General features: G+C 61.7%; 19 protein-coding genes. 6 read left to right on the forward strand and 13 right to left on the reverse strand.

Translation table 11 applies throughout. The features are described 5' to 3' along the window. Window positions 1–126: 126 nt before the first annotated feature. Window positions 127–456, reverse strand: coding sequence for an accessory factor UbiK family protein (locus tag ISP15_RS17295; RefSeq protein WP_404549102.1), 330 nt, complete (start codon window positions 454–456; stop codon window positions 127–129). Window positions 457–567: 111 nt separating this feature from the next. On the opposite strand from ISP15_RS17295, the gene glnK reads away from it, so the two are divergent. Next, window positions 568–906 carry a P-II family nitrogen regulator gene (gene glnK / locus ISP15_RS17300; protein WP_404549104.1) on the forward strand — a complete coding sequence of 113 codons (339 nt, stop codon included), beginning with the start codon at window positions 568–570 and terminating at the stop codon, window positions 904–906. Window position 907: 1 nt separating this feature from the next. Here the strand turns inward: glnK and ISP15_RS17305 are convergent, their stop codons facing one another. Together ISP15_RS17305 and gpmA are read right to left on the reverse strand one after the other, a co-directional pair. Next, entirely contained in the window at window positions 908–1,447 is a 540-nt protein-coding gene (locus ISP15_RS17305; protein ID WP_404549105.1) for a DUF1453 domain-containing protein, read from the reverse strand. A gap of 96 nt (window positions 1,448–1,543) precedes the next feature. Further along, entirely contained in the window at window positions 1,544–2,287 is a 744-nt protein-coding gene (gene gpmA / locus ISP15_RS17310) for a 2,3-diphosphoglycerate-dependent phosphoglycerate mutase (RefSeq protein WP_404549107.1), read from the reverse strand. 163 nt (window positions 2,288–2,450) lie between these two features. Between gpmA and ISP15_RS17315 the strand changes: the two genes are divergently transcribed. After that, window positions 2,451–3,092: a DUF4097 family beta strand repeat-containing protein gene (locus tag ISP15_RS17315; protein WP_404549108.1), complete on the forward strand. Its 642-nt coding sequence runs from the start codon at window positions 2,451–2,453 to the stop codon at window positions 3,090–3,092. Between the two features lie 12 nt (window positions 3,093–3,104). Here the strand turns inward: ISP15_RS17315 and hemF are convergent, their stop codons facing one another. Beyond that, window positions 3,105–4,010, reverse strand: coding sequence for an oxygen-dependent coproporphyrinogen oxidase (gene hemF, locus ISP15_RS17320; RefSeq protein WP_404549110.1), 906 nt, complete (start codon window positions 4,008–4,010; stop codon window positions 3,105–3,107). A gap of 152 nt (window positions 4,011–4,162) precedes the next feature. On the opposite strand from hemF, the gene ISP15_RS17325 reads away from it, so the two are divergent. The 3 genes from ISP15_RS17325 to ISP15_RS17335 are packed head-to-tail and all read left to right on the forward strand — an operon-like array spanning window position 4,163 to window position 6,938. Continuing rightward, window positions 4,163–5,371 carry a beta-ketoacyl-[acyl-carrier-protein] synthase family protein gene (locus ISP15_RS17325; RefSeq protein ID WP_404549112.1) on the forward strand — a complete coding sequence of 403 codons (1,209 nt, stop codon included), beginning with the start codon at window positions 4,163–4,165 and terminating at the stop codon, window positions 5,369–5,371. Next, complete coding sequence (locus tag ISP15_RS17330; protein WP_404549114.1) at window positions 5,368–6,159, forward strand: beta-ketoacyl synthase chain length factor; 792 nt, start codon at window positions 5,368–5,370, stop codon at window positions 6,157–6,159. The genes ISP15_RS17325 and ISP15_RS17330 overlap by 4 nt, the downstream gene beginning before the upstream one ends. Further along, window positions 6,156–6,938 carry a glycosyltransferase family 2 protein gene (locus tag ISP15_RS17335; RefSeq protein WP_404549116.1) on the forward strand — a complete coding sequence of 261 codons (783 nt, stop codon included), beginning with the start codon at window positions 6,156–6,158 and terminating at the stop codon, window positions 6,936–6,938. The genes ISP15_RS17330 and ISP15_RS17335 overlap by 4 nt, the downstream gene beginning before the upstream one ends. Here the strand turns inward: ISP15_RS17335 and ISP15_RS17340 are convergent. From ISP15_RS17340 to ISP15_RS17355, 4 genes are all read right to left on the reverse strand, one after another. After that, window positions 6,923–7,312 carry a phosphotransferase gene (locus ISP15_RS17340; RefSeq protein ID WP_404549117.1) on the reverse strand — a complete coding sequence of 130 codons (390 nt, stop codon included), beginning with the start codon at window positions 7,310–7,312 and terminating at the stop codon, window positions 6,923–6,925. The two genes, ISP15_RS17335 and ISP15_RS17340, sit on opposite strands and share 16 nt — an antisense overlap. A 50-nt stretch (window positions 7,313–7,362) precedes the next feature. Next, window positions 7,363–8,313, reverse strand: coding sequence for an LpxL/LpxP family acyltransferase (locus ISP15_RS17345; RefSeq protein ID WP_404549119.1), 951 nt, complete (start codon window positions 8,311–8,313; stop codon window positions 7,363–7,365). After that, window positions 8,310–8,570 (reverse strand): hydroxymyristoyl-ACP dehydratase, encoded by a 261-nt coding sequence (locus tag ISP15_RS17350; protein ID WP_404549184.1) that lies wholly within the window; start codon window positions 8,568–8,570, stop codon window positions 8,310–8,312. The genes ISP15_RS17345 and ISP15_RS17350 overlap by 4 nt, the downstream gene beginning before the upstream one ends. A gap of 122 nt (window positions 8,571–8,692) precedes the next feature. After that, on the reverse strand, window positions 8,693–8,962 hold the full coding sequence (locus ISP15_RS17355; RefSeq protein WP_404549121.1) for a phosphopantetheine-binding protein: 270 nt from the start codon (window positions 8,960–8,962) through the stop codon (window positions 8,693–8,695). A gap of 323 nt (window positions 8,963–9,285) precedes the next feature. Between ISP15_RS17355 and ISP15_RS17360 the strand changes: the two genes are divergently transcribed. Continuing rightward, entirely contained in the window at window positions 9,286–10,278 is a 993-nt protein-coding gene (locus ISP15_RS17360) for a chorismate transformation enzyme, FkbO/Hyg5 family (protein ID WP_404549122.1), read from the forward strand. A 391-nt stretch (window positions 10,279–10,669) separates the two neighbouring features. Here ISP15_RS17360 and glmU read toward each other — a convergent pair whose 3' ends face one another. The 5 genes from glmU to atpA all read right to left on the reverse strand — a co-directional run bounded on the left by glmU (window position 10,670) and on the right by atpA (window position 16,976). Next, window positions 10,670–12,037: a bifunctional UDP-N-acetylglucosamine diphosphorylase/glucosamine-1-phosphate N-acetyltransferase GlmU gene (gene glmU / locus ISP15_RS17365; RefSeq protein ID WP_404549123.1), complete on the reverse strand. Its 1,368-nt coding sequence runs from the start codon at window positions 12,035–12,037 to the stop codon at window positions 10,670–10,672. Window positions 12,038–12,257: 220 nt separating this feature from the next. Beyond that, window positions 12,258–12,680 (reverse strand): F0F1 ATP synthase subunit epsilon, encoded by a 423-nt coding sequence (locus tag ISP15_RS17370; RefSeq protein ID WP_404549125.1) that lies wholly within the window; start codon window positions 12,678–12,680, stop codon window positions 12,258–12,260. 146 nt (window positions 12,681–12,826) lie between these two features. Further along, window positions 12,827–14,260 (reverse strand): F0F1 ATP synthase subunit beta, encoded by a 1,434-nt coding sequence (gene atpD / locus ISP15_RS17375; protein WP_404549126.1) that lies wholly within the window; start codon window positions 14,258–14,260, stop codon window positions 12,827–12,829. Between the two features lie 159 nt (window positions 14,261–14,419). After that, window positions 14,420–15,322: a F0F1 ATP synthase subunit gamma gene (gene atpG, locus ISP15_RS17380; protein WP_404549127.1), complete on the reverse strand. Its 903-nt coding sequence runs from the start codon at window positions 15,320–15,322 to the stop codon at window positions 14,420–14,422. 103 nt (window positions 15,323–15,425) lie between these two features. Next, complete coding sequence (gene atpA / locus ISP15_RS17385; protein WP_404549129.1) at window positions 15,426–16,976, reverse strand: F0F1 ATP synthase subunit alpha; 1,551 nt, start codon at window positions 16,974–16,976, stop codon at window positions 15,426–15,428. Window positions 16,977–16,991 lie beyond the last annotated feature (15 nt).

Consider the following 16,991-nt stretch of genomic DNA (forward strand, 5'->3'; position numbering starts at 1 on the left):
GTCCGGAGGGGGCAGAGTCGCTGTTTGAGCGGTCCATCGAGCGACTCCATTCGGTGCGGGGATCAAACGGCCGCCCCCGACTCCTTGGGGTGATGGTGACGAATCGGGGGCGGCGACCGGAACTGGCTATGCCCCTCCAGGCGGCACGCCGGCTTCCAGTGCCGCTACGCGCCTTTCGAGCTCCTCGACCCGGGCGCGCGTGCGCGCCAGTACTTGGGTCTGGATATCGAATTCCTCTCGGGTAACCAGCTCGAGATGGCGCAATCCCTGCGCCAGGATATCGCGAAAATTGGCGCGCAAGTCCTTGTGCGCGTCTGCCATCCCTGGCGGTACCAACGAAGCAAGTCGAAGGGCAATTTGATCGATATCCTGCCTCCCCATCATGGTAGGCACCTCGAACTCGTCGATGTGAAGTCTAAAAAGAATCTCAAAGGGGATGCCATCGGTGAGCTCCATCAAAGTTTGTAGGCATTTTCCTACATGGCAGGGACAGACTGCTTTCACGCAGGCAGAATGTATGCTCCGCAGCGCGCGATCGGGCCATTATCGGCCTGTTGAGGAAATTCCATGAAATTGGTTGTGGCCGTGATCAAGCCGTTCAAGCTGGACGATGTCCGCGAAGCCCTTGCCGAAGTCGGGGTACAAGGCATTACCGTGACCGAGGTCAAGGGTTTTGGCCGCCAGAAGGGCCATACCGAACTTTACCGCGGGGCCGAATATGTGGTCGATTTCCTGCCGAAGATCAAGCTGGAAGTGGCTGTAGGGAACGATCAGCTGGATCGCGTGGTAGAGGCCATCGTCCAATCGGCCCGCACCGGCAAGATCGGCGACGGCAAGATCTTTGTCAGCAGCCTGGAACAGGTGATCCGCATCCGCACTGGCGAACTGGATCAAGACGCGCTCTGAATCAAGCCGACTGCCTGGGCCGACTGCGCACGATGCGCTGATAATGGATCAGCAGCCCTGCGAAATAGCAGACGTAGTAACCCACCACCAGACCGGACAAGGCCAGGGTCAAGGGACTTTGGCCGAGTTCCGGTCCGCGGATGGGCGACGTGGTGCCCATGGGGTCCCGCCATTGCGGCGACAGCATCGCAAAGCGCCACACCAGTCGCCCCAGGAACAAAACAATAACCACGGCACCGATGTATGGATTGGGCACGTAGCAATCGCCCTTTACCGGGTGCAATTCGAATCGGCTCAGCCGTAAACCGAGCAGGCCCAGCCCCGCGCCGACCAGCAAGCCACCGCCGAGCCCTGCCAGCAGTTGCGTATCGCGCATGGCATAGAGGCCGATGGCAATACCAAAAACGGCGAAGAAAACGACACGCGCGACCATCTTCCACGGCCTGATCGGCTGCAGCCCGAACTGATTGCGCACACGCCGCCACACCGCGAGTGCCATCAGCGGAACCATGATGAGCGGCATGGTGATCGAAGGCGCCATGGTATCGGTCCAATGAGGAATGGCCGCAGCTTATCAATCGCCAGCACGGCCGGCGACTGATGTCTGTCACGCATCTTGACGGCGCTTGACGGCGCTTTACCTGGCTTTGCCCTGATTCGCCACCGCCGCCATCTTCGCCGCGATCGCCTCCGCATCGCCCAGGTAATAATGGCGCAGCGGCTTGAGATTATCGTCGAATTCGTAAACCAGCGGCACCCCGTTGGGGATATTCAATTCGACGATGTCATCGTCGGAAATATCGTCCAGATATTTGATCAACGCGCGGATCGAGTTGCCGTGCGCCACCAGCAGCACGCGCTGTCCGGCGCTGATCGCCGGCGCAAGCAGCTCGTTCCAATACGGCATCACGCGGGCAACGGTGTCCTTCAGGCATTCGGTATCAGGGATCAGTTTGGGATCGAGCCCGGCATAACGCGGATCGCCTAGCGAGGGATTGGCATCGCGTGCAAGCGGCGGCGGCGGAATGTCATAGCTGCGCCGCCAGACCTTGACCTGGTCTTCCCCATACTTGGCTGCGGTTTCAGCCTTGTTGAGGCCGGTGAGTCCACCGTAGTGGCGTTCGTTGAGGCGCCAGTCGGTAAGCACCGGAATCCACATCAGGTCCATCGCATCCTGCACGTGCCACAGTGTGCGCACGGCGCGCTTGAGCACCGATGTATGCGCCACGTCGAAGTGGTAACCGGCCTGCACCAGCAGCTCGCCCGCCTCGCGCGCCTCGGCTGCGCCCTGGTCGGTGATATCGACGTCGGCCCATCCGCTGAAGCGGTTCTCGAGATTCCATTGGGATTGACCGTGGCGAATCAGTACTAGTTTATGCATGGGCTGGTTTTTGTTGGGACGGGCAAGTGAGGCCAAGTGAGGCCAAGTGAGGCATGGTGAAGCCCACTCCCATCGCCGTCAATTCCCGACCCTGCCGGAAGTCACGCTAAACCCTGGACCTGGGCTAAGCATCCTATGCGTGTCCACCCATCGGAATGTGCTCATGCGCCTTACTATCTTAGCCCTGACCCTGCTTTTGCCCCTGGCTGTCGCCGCCCAGGATATCGACAAGATCAACGGCACGGCTTCGGTCGAAGCCGGCGAACACGTCGGCAATGTCCGTAGTGTCAACGGTTCCGTGAATATCGGCGATGGCGCCGTGGTTGAGGACGCCAGCACGGTCAACGGGACAGTCGAACTCGGCGAAAAAGCCCATGCCAACGCCCTGCATACGGTCAATGGTGCGATCACGCTTGCGGCGAACAGCCAGGTGCGCGGTGAAGTGAAAAGCACCAATGGCGCCATCTCGCTGGATCCTGGTGCGGAAGTGACCGAAGGCGTCGCCAACGTCAACGGCAGGATTACGTTAAATCATGCCCACGTTGCCGGCGGCATCGAAACCACCAGCGGCGATATCATCGTTGGCGAAAATTCGCGCGTGGAAGGCGGCATCCTCGTCAACGAAGCCAGCCGCTACGGTTGGAACAGGCAGGAGCGCAAACCGCATATCGTGATCGGGCCTCACGCCATCGTGCGCGGCACATTGGAATTCCGCCGTGAAGTCGTGCTTGAGGTCAGCAGCAGCGCCCAGATCGGACCAGTGAAAGGCGCCACGCCGCAGACCTTCGGCGGCTCGATGCCTTGACCATCCGACGGCTCATAACCATTCGCGCGGCTTCAGGTAATCGGCAAGCCGCGCCTCGGCTGAGCCTTCCTCGGGCTGATAGGCATATTCGAAGCGCACGCGCGGCGGCAGGCTCATCAGAATCGACTCGGTTCGCCCGCCAGACTGCAGGCCAAACAAAGTGCCGCGATCGTAGACCAGGTTGAACTCCACGTAGCGCCCGCGCCGGTAAAGCTGAAACTCCCTTTCACGTTCGCCGAAAGGAGTGCCCTTGCGGCGTTCGACGATCGGCATATAGGCGTCGAGGAACCCTTCGCCAACCGCCTGCATGAACGCAAAGCTGCGTTCGAATTCACCGTCATTGAGGTCATCGAAAAACAAGCCGCCGACGCCGCGCGTTTCGTCGCGATGCTTCAGGTAGAAATATTCATCGCACCATTTTTTATAACGCGGATAGACGTCTGTTCCATACGGCGTACAGAGGTCGCATGCAACCTTGTGCCAGTGCCGCACGTCTTCTTCGAAAGGGTAGAACGGCGTGAGATCGAAGCCGCCGCCGAACCACCATGCCGGCTCGACGCCCGGCTTGCTGGCTTCGAAATAACGCACATTCGCATGCGTCGTGGGCACATAGGGATTGCGGGGATGCAACACCAGTGACACACCGGTAGCGACGAAGCTCCCGCCAGCCAAATCCGGCCGGTGTGCCGTGGCGCTTGGCGGCAGCCTGTCACCATGTACCAGGGAGAAATTCACTCCGCCCTGCTCGAATACCGCGCCATCGCGCAACACGCGCGTGCGGCCACCGCCGCCACCGGCGCGGGTCCAGGCATCCTCGACGAACCTTGCCCCGCCATCCATCTGCTCGACCGTGCGGCAAATGCGGTCCTGCAGGTTCCGCAAAAAGTGCTCGGCTCTTTCGACTTGCTCGCTGCTCATCATCTATCCGCCAGCGTGGATACAGGCTAAAAGCTTAGCAAGTCCGTCTTCGCATCAAGCTGTGCCAAGGCGCCGCACTGCGGGTGAACGTTTGCCGGCAAGGTTCGGGAGCCCATCTATGCAAGTTCGAAAGCGCTCGCTAGGCTCATGACATGCGCGTTACATCCCTTCCGCTTGCGGTCTCGGCATACACCGCCACTTCCGCGCTGGGCCTCGGCCTGGAGGCGCACCTGGACGCGCTTCGGCGGCAACGCAGCGGACTGCGCAGCAATGACTTCAGCGAAGCGCCGCTGGCCTGCTGGATCGGCCGCATCCCGAACCTGGAAACGCACGCCCTGCCCGATGCCTTTGCCCAGTGGGATTGCCGCAACAATCGCCTGGCCTGGCTGGGCCTGAATCAGGATCGCTTCCTGTCTCAGGTCGATGCGGCCCGACAGCGTTACGGCGCAAGCCGCATCGCCCTGCTGCTGGGTACATCAACGGCCAGCATAGCGGCTACCGAAGAAGGCTATCGACGTCTCGACGATGACCAACGCCTGCCGCCCGACTTGCATCGCGCGGCTATCCATACGCCGCACTCGCTGACCGCGTTCGTGGCGACGGCGCTGGATATCGGCGGGCCCTGCCTCACCGTTTCCACCGCTTGTTCGTCCAGCGCCAAGGTCTTCGCCAGCGCGGAACGACTGATTCGAATGGGCATGGCCGATGCCGCCATCGTGGGCGGGGTGGATTCGCTCTGCGCCAGCGTGTTGTTCGGTTTCAATGCGCTGGAACTGGTTTCGCCCGAACCGTGCCGGCCGTTCGATGCCGCGCGTCGCGGTATCTCCATTGGCGAGGCAGCCGGCTTCGCGCTGCTGGAACGCGCCACCGCTCAGCCAGCATGCAGCCTGAGATTGCTCGGCTGCGGCGAATCCAGCGATGCCCACCACATGTCTACGCCAGATCCGGATGGCGCCGGCGCGGAGCTGGCCTTGCGGCAGGTGCTGGACCGCGCCAGCATCGGGGCGACGGATGTGGACTACATCAACCTGCACGGCACAGCAAGCCAGAAAAACGATGCGATGGAAGCCGCGCTCGTGGCGCGCCTGTTCCCGCCCAGCACCCGCGTCAGCTCCACCAAAGGGCTGACCGGCCATACCCTGGGGGCGGCAGGAATTGTTGAAGCGGTGATTACGCTGCTGGCTTTGCGTGAAGGCTTCGTACCCGGTAACGCTGGTGTCGTCGCGGCCGATCCTGTGTGCACGCCGCACTTTGCCTGGCGCAACGAAATGCGGCCGTTGCGGGTAGCGCTGAGTCATTCGTTCGGTTTCGGCGGCAGCAACGCATGCCTGGCTTTCGCCCGTGCGGATACCTTCGCATGACCGTCTTGCATGTCCAGGTGGAAGGCATCGGGCTCTGGTCGCCACAGTTGGCGGATTTCGACGCACTGCGTCGCCTGCTTTCCAATGGAAGCCTGGCGGATATCGAAGCACACCCCGGCGCGGCGGCGCTATCGCCCAATGAGCGCAGGCGTGCTCCCGAAGGTACCTTGGTGGCCATCGAGGTGGCTGCGCAAGCGGTCACCATGAGCCGTCATCGCGCCGATCATCTTGCCTGCGTATTCGCCTCTGCCTATGGTGATCAGACCAATACCGACTACATGTGTCGCGTGCTTGCGCGTGTCCCCACCGAACTTTCACCCACCCGCTTCCACAATTCCGTCCACAACGCATCGGCCGGCTATTGGACCATTGCCACCGGTTGTCGGGCGCCTTCCAGTGCGGTGTGTGCCGGACACGCGAGTTTCGGGGCGGGTTTGCTGGAAGCGGCTACGCAAGTATGCGCCGACCACCGTGCGATATTGCTGGTATGCAGCGACACGGCCGGGGTCGGGCCGCTCGGCGAGTTGACCGAATGCCGGCTCGCTTTTGGCTGCGCATTGGTACTGACGCCCGTCGGCGGTGAATCGGACACACGGCTGAGTATTGCTGCTGTCGAAGACGCACCCCGCCATGAGCCACTGCCGGACCCGTGTTCGGCATGGATGCGGGAGAACCCTTCCGCGGCCTGCTTGCCGCTGCTGGCCATGCTGGCCAAGGAAGATGGCGCGTGCGTACTGGCGGCATCGGAACGCCTTGGATTATATGTACAGAGGGAGGTAACGGTGTGAGCGATGCATTGCGTTGGTGTGTGCTGATTCCCTGTCTCAATGAAGAGAAAGCGATCGGCCCGGTCGTGAAATCGGCACTGCGGCTGGGCGCGCCGGTAATCGTCATTGACGATGGCTCCAGCGATCGCACCGTGGAAATCGTCAGCGCGCTTCCGGTTACCTTGCTGCGTCACACCCGGCGACAAGGTAAGGGCGAGGCGTTGCGCACAGGCTTTCGCGAGGCCTTGCGACAGGGATTCGGTGCCGTAGTCACCATGGACGGCGACGGCCAACACCTGGCCGAGGATATTCCGCGCCTGGTCGATGTCGGCAAGCGCTTCCCCGACCACATCGTTATCGGCGCACGCCTGCTGCACCGTGAGCAACAGCCGAAAGGGCGACGGCGCGCCAACGCATTGGCCGACTGGGGGATTTCCTGGGCATGCGCACAACCGATTGCCGACACCCAGAGCGGGCAGCGCTGGTATCCGCGCAGCGCGCTCGACCTGGTGGAACTGGATGCTCAGAACTTTGTGTTCGAAGCGGCGGTATTGATCGCCGCCTCACGCGAAAAAGGCCTGGGCATCGTTTCGGTACCGATCGCCTCCCGCTATGAAGGCTCGTTCCGGCTGAGCCATTTCAGCCCAATTCGGGATGTCTTGCGTATCTCTATGTATACGGCCGGACGCATCTTCCATTACGGCCGGGTCCGAGCCAGTTACAGCCGTTCGCGGGCGCAGCCGCTGGTCGTGGATGATCTAGTCCCGTCAAGCGGCATAGCGCATCAGCTATCGGCGTAAATCACTACGACACGGCCGGATGCGAGTGGCCGCTGACGCTGTTCGATCTTGAATGTGTACTGTGCGCCACGCTCGTCGGCCATGAGGCGCGTTGCCTGGATGTCCAGACGTCCAAGCGAAAGGTCGACATATTCCACGGCAAGCTCCACCTCGCGCAGGCTCGCCAGGCGGCCCGCGCGTATGCTGGCTTCGTCACCTTGCGCGGCCGCAAGCAACGCGCCATGGACAGCAACAGCCTGCGCACCGTATTCGGCCAGATGTATGGCATGCAACCCGACCGTGCTTCGCAAAGGATGCCCATGCAGTGCATGCCGTTCACCGATGGCGTGAATCGATCCGGCATCCCAGTCCAGCACGGCATCCAGCAATGCCATGTCCCGGGCATGCGGAATCCGATCTGCCCATGCAGTTGCCGTCAACGCGCTCACGTTTCCTGCACGGCGCGGCTACGGGCCAAAGTCACCGCCCTGGCACTGCTGTCTTGTTGCCAGAAGTCGTAGAAGTTGAACCAGTTATAGGGCTCAAGGCGAGCATAGTGCTCCAGGCGCTGCGCGTACCGGATCAGGATATCGTCGAGCGCCTGATTGCGGGCATCACGTGGAATCTCCACACGCTCCATGAAAGGCTCGAAGCTGAGCGTGTAGCGCCGACCGCCACGGTATAGACCAAAACAAAGCATCACCGGCACTTGCAACGTATTGGCCAGCAGCCAGGGCCCTACTGGAAATGGCGCGGGTTGGCCCAAGAAATCGACATGGCGCAGCATCTCGTGCGAGCGTCCGCGATCAGCCAGCAAGGCCACCATGCCGCCAGTGCGGCATGTCTCCGCCACCGCCAGGGTAATCGCTGCGCCACCCTGTGAAACGTCGATCACCGCCTTGCCCACTTCAGGCGCCAGGGACTCCAGCAGCTCGGTAATCGCCGGCGTCTTCTGTTTATCGAGCAGCACGCGCAATGGCACTTCCGGGCAACGGGCGCTAAGTGTTCGCAACACTTCGAAGCTACCCTGGTGCGAACCGACCAGCAGCACGCCGCGTCCTTGCGCGACATGCTGCTCAAGCAGCTCGACCCCGGTCACTTCGATGTCAAAGCCGCGTTCGCCATGTGCAAGCAAGTAGACGCGATCGACCATGGTGACCGCGAAACAATGCAGATGCCTGATCACTTGCCATGCGCTTGCGGGACGGCCGAACAGGCGACTCAGATAAGCACGGGATGCACGGCGTTCGACGCCGCGCCGTAAAAAATAATAAAGGCTGATCGGGTACATGCAGGCGCACATGAAACCTCGCCCACAACGCAGGGTTGCGCCAATCAATAGCCTTACCGAGAACCGGTCGCCGCCTTCGCGCTGATCCTGCCAGTGGGCGCTCATGCTGCGCCCTCGACGATGCCCCGCGCCAGCACACGATCTTCACGTTGCACCTGGAAACGGATGCGCCCAGCTCTTTCCTCCAGTTCCAATGCGGCTTCTTCATCGGGATACAACGGTGCGAGGAACTTAGCCTCCACGACACGTGCCAGACGCTGCCGGCGCCAATCGCGCAGCGCACTTGCGACCTGTTCGAGCAATACGACCCCCGGAACCAGCGGATGCCCGGGGAAATGCCCCGGCAGGCAAGGATGGTGCATGGATATGCTGAAGGTGACGCGATAATGGATGGCGCTTGGATTGGGTGAGTCCACGTCAAGACACCGCAGGGGATTCAGTACGGATGATGCCGTTCCGACCTGTCACAGGGCTTAACGCAAGATCAGACGGTTCGCTCTCGTTCGATGTGTTCGCAGAGCGCGCGCAAGCTGCTGAAAATGCGTTGGTTATCTGGATGGTCCGAACGTAGCTGCATTCCGTAGCGCTTGGACACCGCCAGGGCAATCTCCAGGGCGTCGATCGAATCCAGCCCAAGCTCGCCACCGAACAGCGGCGCCTGCGGATCAATCTGCGCCGGATCGACCGCTTCCAGGTTAAGCGCCTCCACGATCAGGACGGCCAGTTCGTATTCAGCGGCGGACTGCGTCGACATGCCTGCTTCGTAGCTCCGGATGCGTTGCCAGCCAGGGGCTGGGTCGGCCGGCCAGTGTAACATAGGGGCCTGCCAGGCCGGCTTCACAGGCCCCATCGCCATCTCAGCAAGGCCGGCAACACCATCTGGCCCGAGACCAGGAGAAACGAAGACGTGTATGTCGATACGCCGTTGAAAAGTACGACCCGGCGATTAGCGGGCGCGGCCTGATGGTTGCCCACGCAACCTGGCTTTGCAGCTAGCTGCGGTACTGTGCCCGTATTCCCTTGGCGGCCGCTTCGCGGTAACGCGAGATAAGTTGAAAACGCAATCAGGCTTTGAACATGGTTCAGGCAAGCGAAACCCTTCAAGTCCAGCACGACCTTCCACGTACTCCGCGCATCACCTATCGCATGGCCGAGCCGAGTTCGCTCCGCACCGAATCAGGCATGCTTGCCGCGCTCGGGTTCGGTGCAGGTACCGCCGATTGCGACGATCCGCGCTGGCTGCGCGTTGCGCTGGAGTGCTTCGACGCCCCCGCGCCATTGGAAGTCTGGCAAGTCGATGCGGATGTCGTTTACGGGCGTGACGAAGAGGTGCGCTGGTCCGCTGGCGGTGGTTGGCTATTCGCCGCGCTCGAATTGGACGAGCGTGATTTCGGCGGCATCGAGCAAACGGCTCGCCATGCCTACACGCAGCTACGACGGTTCATGAGCAAGCGCGGCGGGTGCTGCGTACTGCGCATCTGGAACTACATAGCCGATATCAATCATGGCGCCGGCGACGCCGAGCGCTACAAGAAGTTCTGCGATGGCCGGGCCGCTGGCGTCGGCGATTTCTTTGCCAATGGCTTCCCCGCAGCCACGGCCATCGGGCATCACGGACCCGCCCATCTCCTGCAGATCTATTTGCTCGCCGGCATCGATGCAGGCTGCGCCGTGGAAAACCCGCGCCAGGTCAGCGCCTGGCGCTACCCGCGCCAATATGGGCGCACATCACCCGGCTTCGCCCGCGCGATGCTGATGCCCGCACGCGACGCACTGGCCATCTCCGGCACCGCTGCCGTGGTCGGCCATGCGTCCGCGCACGAAGGGGATCTTGAAGCGCAACTGCATGAAACCCTGGCCAATCTCGAAGCCCTGCTCGCTAACGCCGACATGCCGGCCGGTTTCGATACGCATTCACCCTTGAAAGCTTACGTGCGCCGCACGATCGATGCATCTCGCGTGCGAGAGATCCTGCAGCAACGCTTGCCGGGTGTTCCCGTATTGCTTATGCACGGCGACGTGTGCCGCAGCGAACTGTTGGTGGAAATCGACGGCTGGCGTTTCGCCTAGGGATGCTCTGATCAATGCTACGCAGGCGGCATGATGTCCAGAAGGCTTGCAGAGTGTGTTGTGCGGCGCCGGGAAGACTGGCCGTCTTGCCAAGCCGCGCGGCGCACTCTGCGAGCCTTCTGGTCATCACCCCATCGCTTTAAATTCAACATGTTGGGGCCAGCTCTGTCTGTCCGCATCCCTTCCTCGCTCCTCAAAGCCGAGTGCATCCATGCACTCTCCCCGCGTGCGGTCCGTCGTTTCGACAGACGGCCAGTCTGCCTTCCTCGCTCCTCAAAGCCGGGTACATCCATGTACCCTCCCCGCGTGCGCCGACAACCTATGGTCTGCGAACAGACAGAGCTGGTGACGCCTACGTAGCATTGATCAGAGCATCCCTAGCGCCAGAGCGCTATTTCTTCTCTGGCCGCTTCCAACCCACAAGCAAGGTTTGGCGGCCGCGCGCGACACTCAGCTCCCCGGCCGGCGCATCCTTGGTAATCACTGACCCGGCGCCGATGGTGGCGTGCGCGCCAACCGTCACGGGAGCCACCAGCGCACTGTTGGAGCCAATGAAGGCGCCATCCTCGATCGTGGTGACGAATTTGTTGATGCCATCGTAGTTGCAGGTAATGGTACCCGCGCCAACGTTGACATCGCGGCCAATAATCGTGTCGCCGAGATAGCTCAGGTGATTGGCCTTGCTGCCTTGCCCTATCCGCGTTTTCTTGATTTCCACGAAGTTGCCGACGTGCACGCCTGCAGCCAGTTCGGTGCCGGGGCGCAGGCGTGCGAACGGGCCGATGATGCACGGACCATGTGTCGTCACACCTTCCAGGTCGCAATGGGCCTGCACGATGGTACCCGCCGCCAACTGCACATTTTTCAAGCGGCAATAGGGGCCGATGCGCACGCCCTCGCCAAGTCGCACATCGCCTTCCAGGATGACGTCGATATCGATCTCCACATCATGGTCGGTTTTTACCGTGCCCCGGACATCAAGCCGCCGCGGATCGGACAGCCGCACGCCTTCCAGTAGCAGCGCCTGCGCTGCACGCCGGCGATAGGCGTCTTCCAGTTCGGTCAGCTGCCATGGCGTGTTCGCACCCGCGGCTTCCATCGGATCGTCGCATTCGATGCACAGCGCAGGAGTGCTTTCCGCGCAGGCCATCTTGAAGATATCGGTGAGGTAATACTCGCCCTGTGCGTTATCGCGGTCCAATCCGGCGATCCAGCGCTTGAGCGAGGCCGCTTCGGCGGCGACGATGCCGGTGTTGATCAGGTTGATGGCGCGTTGGGTTTCATCGGCATCCTTTTCCTCGACCACCGCGCGCACCGAACCGTTTCCATCGCGCAGCACGCGGCCATAGCCATGCGGCTGGGCAACGCGGGTAGCCAGCATGACCAGCGCATGTTCCGCTTGTACCAGGCGATCCAGCGTCTGCGCGCGAGTCAGCGGTACGTCGCCATAAAGCACCAATACGCGCGCCTCATCCGGAATATTGCGCAACGCCTGTCCTACTGCATGGCCCGTACCCAGCTGTTCAGCCTGCAGGACCCAGCGCAAATCCGGCTGTTCGTCGAACGCCGCCAGCACTTGATCGCCATGAAAGCCGTACACCACATGGATCGCCTCCGGCTGCAGCGCCCTTGCCGTGGCCACGACGTGCCCCAGCAGAGTTTGGCCGGCCAGGGGCATCAACACCTTGGCCTTTTTCGATTTCATGCGCTTGCCTTCGCCAGCGGCAAGAATGATCACGTGCAGGGGTAATTGACTCATAACAAACCACGTTGCTCGGTGAAGGGACAAGGATAACCTGCTCACCCGGCTCCACTTTAGGGTAAAGATGCTTTCTTACGCGGGGCACGGCCCATCGGGCGGCAGATACTTGTGAGGCAGAGGCGATGAAAGCCACGTGCAGGATCGGCGCCGTCCCGGCGACGACACAAAAAAACGCCGGCGCAAGGCCGGCGTTCTCTATCGTTCAAGCCTTATACGATCAATGCTTGAGGTTCTTGCGCAGGCGTTCCAGCGCCTGCAACTGGGCCAAGGCCTGGGCGAGCTTGGCCTGCGCCTCGGATACCTCCACGGCATCGGTACGGTTGGCAAGGGCTTCCTCAGCCTCCTGCTTGGCGCGCCTGGCGGCAGCCTCGTCCAGATCTGCCGCGCGCGCGGCGGTGTCGGCGAGAATGGTAACCACCTGCGGCTGTACTTCAAGGATGCCGCCCGAGACGTAGAACTGCTGGCGCTCGCCACCTTCCAGTACCACGTCGATGTGGCCGGGCTTGAGGCGGGTAATCAATGGCGCATGGCGAGGCGTGATGCCCAGTTCGCCCAGCTCGCCGGTGGCAACTACCATCACCGCGTCGCCGTGAAAGATTTCGGCCTCGGCACTGACGATGTCGCAACGGATGGTGCTCATAGTTTTCTCGCTTCGCTCGACGGAAATGGAGAACAAGGAGCGGGAAATGGCAAAGCCTGATTCAAGGCGCTTTGACTGTCCCGCTCCCGGTGCTGCATTCCGCGGTCTGTTTAGGAAATCACAAGGCTCGCACTAAGCGCGTGCGCTCAAGCCGCCTTCTTGGCGCCCATTTCCTCGGACTTCTTGATGGCTTCGTCGATGCCGCCAACCATGTAAAACGCCTGCTCCGGGATATGGTCGGCGTCACCGTCCACGATCATCTTGAAGCCGCGGATGGTCTCCTTGAGCGGCACGTACTTGCCCGGCGCGCCGGTGAACACTTCGGCCACGTGGAACGGCTGCGAGAAGAAGCGCTCGCACTTGCGTGCGCGATACACCACCTGCTTGTCTTCCTCGGACAACTCGTCCATGCCGAGGATCGCGATGATGTCTTTCAGTTCCTTATAACGCTGCAGCATGCCCTGCACACGGCGGGCCACATCGTAATGCTCGGCGCCCACCACGTTCGGATCCAGCTGGCGGCTGGTGGAATCCAGCGGGTCCACGGCCGGGTAGATGCCCAGCGACGCGATGTTGCGCGACAGCGTCACGGTGGAATCCAAGTGCGCGAAGGTGGTCGCCGGCGATGGATCGGTCAGGTCATCCGCAGGCACGTAAACGGCCTGGATCGAGGTGATCGAACCGGTCTTGGTCGAGGTGATGCGCTCCTGCAGCACGCCCATCTCCTCGGCCAGCGTCGGCTGGTAACCCACCGCGGACGGCATGCGGCCGAGCAGAGCGGACACTTCGGTACCGGCCAGCGTGTAGCGATAGATATTGTCGACGAAGAACAATACGTCGCGGCCCTTGCCGTGCTCGTCCTTCTCGTCGCGGAAGTACTCGGCCATGGTCAGGCCGGTCAACGCTACGCGCAGGCGATTGCCCGGCGGCTCGTTCATCTGGCCATACACCATCGCCACTTTCGATTCCGGCAAGTTGTCCAGCTTCACGACGCCAGCATCCTGCATTTCATGATAGAAGTCGTTGCCTTCGCGGGTACGTTCGCCCACGCCGGCAAACACCGACAGACCCGAGTGCTGGGTGGCGATGTTGTTGATCAGCTCGAGCATGTTCACGGTCTTGCCCACGCCGGCGCCGCCGAACAGGCCAACCTTGCCGCCCTTGGCGAACGGGCAGATCAGGTCGATCACCTTGATGCCGGTTTCCAGCAACTCGTTGGCTATTGCCTGATCGTCATAGGATGGCGCCTCGCGGTGGATGACCCAGCGATCTTCGGCATTGATCGGGCCGACCTCGTCGATCGGATTGCCGAGTACGTCCATGATGCGACCGAGCGTCGCCTTGCCGACCGGCACCTTGATGCCTTCGCCGGTGTTGCGCGCGACCAGACCGCGCTTCAGGCCATCGGTAGAGCCGAGGGCGATCGTGCGTACCACGCCGTCGCCGAGTACCTGCTGGACTTCCAGCGTGATCTCGGTGCCGTCGATCTTCAGCGCGTCATACACCTGCGGCACCTGATCGCGTGCGAACTCGACGTCGATGACCGCGCCGATGATCTGTACAACTTTGCCCTGGCTCATGGATGTGCTCCGGATGGATCTTTAAGTATTTGTTTCGTCGTCAAAGCGCCGCCTGGCGTCGCTCTTCATTTGAAGGTGCTGCCATGGACGGCAACTTTCCTACTACTTCTGCGTCACGGATGGCCGGCTTCTGCGCTTCGCGGCCAACCGTGAGCGCCCTTATACCGCTGCGGCGCCACCTACGATTTCCGAGATTTCCTGGGTAATCGCCGCCTGGCGCGCCTTGTTGTAGCTCAACGTCAATTCGGCGATCACCTTGGTGGCATTGTCGGACGCCGCCTTCATCGCCACCATGCGTGCGGCATGTTCGCTGGCGAGGTTTTCCAGCACAGCCTGATATACCACTGACTCGATATAGCGGCCGAGCACGTGCTCGAGCACGGCGGCGGCATCGGGTTCGTAGATGTAATCCCAATCGTGCGGTTGTTCCAGCGCGACACCCGCCACATGCTGCGCTTCCAGCTCGGCAGCCACCGCCGGCAGCGGCAACAGCGCGTCGACGGACGGCTTTTGCGTCATCGTGTTGACGAAGTCGTTGTAGGCCAGGAATACGCGATCCAGCTTGCCTTCCGTGTAGGCATCCAGCACTACCTTGATCACGCCGATCAATTGTTCCAGCTTCGGACGCTCGCCCAGATGGGTAGCGCTGCCGATAAGGTTCACGCCCTTGATGCGGCGGAAAAACTGCACCGCTTTCTGGCCGATCGCCACCACATCCACCTGCACTCCCTTCTCCTGCCACTCGCGGATCGCGGGCAGCAGACGGCGGAACAGGTTGGAATTAAGGCCGCCGCAAAGGCCACGGTCGGTGGTCACCACGACATACGACACGCGAGCGACATCGGTGCGCTCGATCAGGAACGGATGGCTGAATTCGGTGTTGGTGGCCTGGGCAACGTGCGCGATCACCTTGCGCATCGCGCGCGCATAGGGGCGCGAGGCCTTCATCAGATCCTGCGCCTTGCGGATCTTGGAGGCCGAGACCATTTCGAGCGCGCGCGTCACTTTGCGCATGTTCTGCGTGCTCTTGATCTTGGTTTTGATTTCGCGTCCGCTTGCCATGTATTCGCTCGCTATGCTCGCTCGTGTGAATCGAGAATCGGGGTGGAGCGAATCGGCCGCGTGGCCGATCCAGCCTTTTCCCGATTCACCATCCCCGACCTACTTACCAACTGCCCGTTTTCTTGAACTCGTCGAGGCCGGACTTGAAGGTGGCCTCGATATCGTTGTTCCAGTCACCGGTGGCAACGATCTTCTTCATCAGTTCGCCATGGTTCTGGTGGAAAAACGCATGCATGCCCTTTTCGAACGCGAGCACCTTGTTCACCGGCAGGTCGTCCAGGTAGCCCTTTTCAGCGGCGTACACGGACAGGGCCAGTTCGGCGATGGACAGCGGTGCGTACTGCTTCTGCTTCATCAGCTCGGTAACGCGCTGACCACGGTCAAGCTGGGCACGGGTCGCCGGATCGAGGTCGGAGGCGAACTGCGCGAACGCCGCCAGTTCACGGAACTGCGCCAGGGCCAGCTTCACGCCGCCGGACAGCTTCTTCACGATCTTGGTCTGCGCCGAACCGCCGACGCGCGATACCGAGATACCCGCATTCACGGCCGGGCGAATGCCGGCGTTGAACAGGTCGGTCTCCAGGAAGATCTGGCCGTCGGTAATGGAGATCACATTGGTAGGCACGAACGCGGACACGTCGCCGGCCTGTGTCTCGATGATCGGCAGCGCGGTCAGCGAACCGGTCTTGCCCTTCACTTCGCCATTGGTGAACTTCTCGACATATTCCTCGGACACGCGCGCGGCACGCTCGAGCAGGCGCGAATGCAGGTAGAACACGTCGCCCGGATAAGCTTCGCGACCTGGCGGACGCTTCAGCAGCAGCGAGATCTGGCGGTAGGCCACGGCCTGCTTGGACAGGTCGTCATAGATGATCAGCGCGTCTTCGCCGCGATCGCGGAAATATTCGCCCATCGCGCAACCCGAATACGGCGCGATGTATTGCAACGCAGCCGACTCGGAAGCCGAAGCGACCACCACGATGGTGTTGGCCAGCGCGCCGTTCTCTTCCAGCTTGCGCACCACGTTGGCGATCGACGAGCGCTTCTGGCCGATGGCGACGTAGATGCACTTAATGCCGGAGTCTTTCTGGTTGATGATCGCGTCGATGGCCAGCGCGGTCTTGCCGGTCTGGCGGTCGCCAATGATCAGCTCGCGCTGGCCGCGGCCGATCGGGATCATCGAGTCGACTGACTTGTAACCAGTCTGCACCGGCTGGTCGACCGATTTGCGCCAGACTACGCCTGGCGCGACCTTTTCAATCGGCGAGCTGAGCTTGGCATTGAGCGGACCCTTGCCGTCGATCGGGTTGCCGAGCGAATCCACCACGCGGCCAAGCAATTCAGGGCCCACCGGCACTTCGAGGATGCGGCCGGTGGTCTTGGCGGTGTCGCCTTCGCGCAGATGCTGGTATTCACCCAGCACCACGGCGCCGACCGAGTCGCGCTCAAGGTTCAACGCCAGCGCAAAGGCGTTGCCCGGCAACTCGATCATTTCGCCCTGCATCACGTCGGCCAGGCCGTGGATGCGCACGATGCCGTCGGACACGCTGATGATCGTGCCCTCATTGCGGGCCTCCGCGCCGAGCTTGAACTGCTCGATACGGTTCTTGATCAGTTCGCTGATCTCGGACGGGTTCAGGGTGGTGCTGGACATGGTCGTAATCCTGAA

The organism is Dyella jejuensis (assembly GCF_044904675.1).
GTDB classification, from domain to species: Bacteria; Pseudomonadota; Gammaproteobacteria; order Xanthomonadales; family Rhodanobacteraceae; genus Dyella_B; species Dyella_B jejuensis.

Excerpts from the sequence above, each read along its gene's own strand:
- ISP15_RS17295 (WP_404549102.1), bottom strand. The coding sequence starts at position 456 with ATGGAGCTCACCGATGGCATCCCCTTTGAGATTCTTTTTAGACTTCAC.
- glnK (WP_404549104.1), top strand. The coding sequence starts at position 568 with ATGAAATTGGTTGTGGCCGTGATCAAGCCGTTCAAGCTGGACGATGTC.
- ISP15_RS17305 (WP_404549105.1), bottom strand. The coding sequence starts at position 1,447 with ATGGCGCCTTCGATCACCATGCCGCTCATCATGGTTCCGCTGATGGCA.
- gpmA (WP_404549107.1), bottom strand. The coding sequence starts at position 2,287 with ATGCATAAACTAGTACTGATTCGCCACGGTCAATCCCAATGGAATCTC.
- ISP15_RS17315 (WP_404549108.1), top strand. The coding sequence starts at position 2,451 with ATGCGCCTTACTATCTTAGCCCTGACCCTGCTTTTGCCCCTGGCTGTC.
- hemF (WP_404549110.1), bottom strand. The coding sequence starts at position 4,010 with ATGAGCAGCGAGCAAGTCGAAAGAGCCGAGCACTTTTTGCGGAACCTG.
- ISP15_RS17325 (WP_404549112.1), top strand. The coding sequence starts at position 4,163 with ATGCGCGTTACATCCCTTCCGCTTGCGGTCTCGGCATACACCGCCACT.
- ISP15_RS17330 (WP_404549114.1), top strand. The coding sequence starts at position 5,368 with ATGACCGTCTTGCATGTCCAGGTGGAAGGCATCGGGCTCTGGTCGCCA.
- ISP15_RS17340 (WP_404549117.1), bottom strand. The coding sequence starts at position 7,312 with ATGGCATTGCTGGATGCCGTGCTGGACTGGGATGCCGGATCGATTCAC.
- ISP15_RS17345 (WP_404549119.1), bottom strand. The coding sequence starts at position 8,313 with ATGAGCGCCCACTGGCAGGATCAGCGCGAAGGCGGCGACCGGTTCTCG.
- ISP15_RS17350 (WP_404549184.1), bottom strand. The coding sequence starts at position 8,570 with ATGCACCATCCTTGCCTGCCGGGGCATTTCCCCGGGCATCCGCTGGTT.
- ISP15_RS17355 (WP_404549121.1), bottom strand. The coding sequence starts at position 8,962 with ATGTCGACGCAGTCCGCCGCTGAATACGAACTGGCCGTCCTGATCGTG.
- ISP15_RS17360 (WP_404549122.1), top strand. The coding sequence starts at position 9,286 with ATGGTTCAGGCAAGCGAAACCCTTCAAGTCCAGCACGACCTTCCACGT.
- glmU (WP_404549123.1), bottom strand. The coding sequence starts at position 12,037 with ATGAGTCAATTACCCCTGCACGTGATCATTCTTGCCGCTGGCGAAGGC.
- ISP15_RS17370 (WP_404549125.1), bottom strand. The coding sequence starts at position 12,680 with ATGAGCACCATCCGTTGCGACATCGTCAGTGCCGAGGCCGAAATCTTT.
- atpD (WP_404549126.1), bottom strand. The coding sequence starts at position 14,260 with ATGAGCCAGGGCAAAGTTGTACAGATCATCGGCGCGGTCATCGACGTC.
- atpG (WP_404549127.1), bottom strand. The coding sequence starts at position 15,322 with ATGGCAAGCGGACGCGAAATCAAAACCAAGATCAAGAGCACGCAGAAC.
- atpA (WP_404549129.1), bottom strand. The coding sequence starts at position 16,976 with ATGTCCAGCACCACCCTGAACCCGTCCGAGATCAGCGAACTGATCAAG.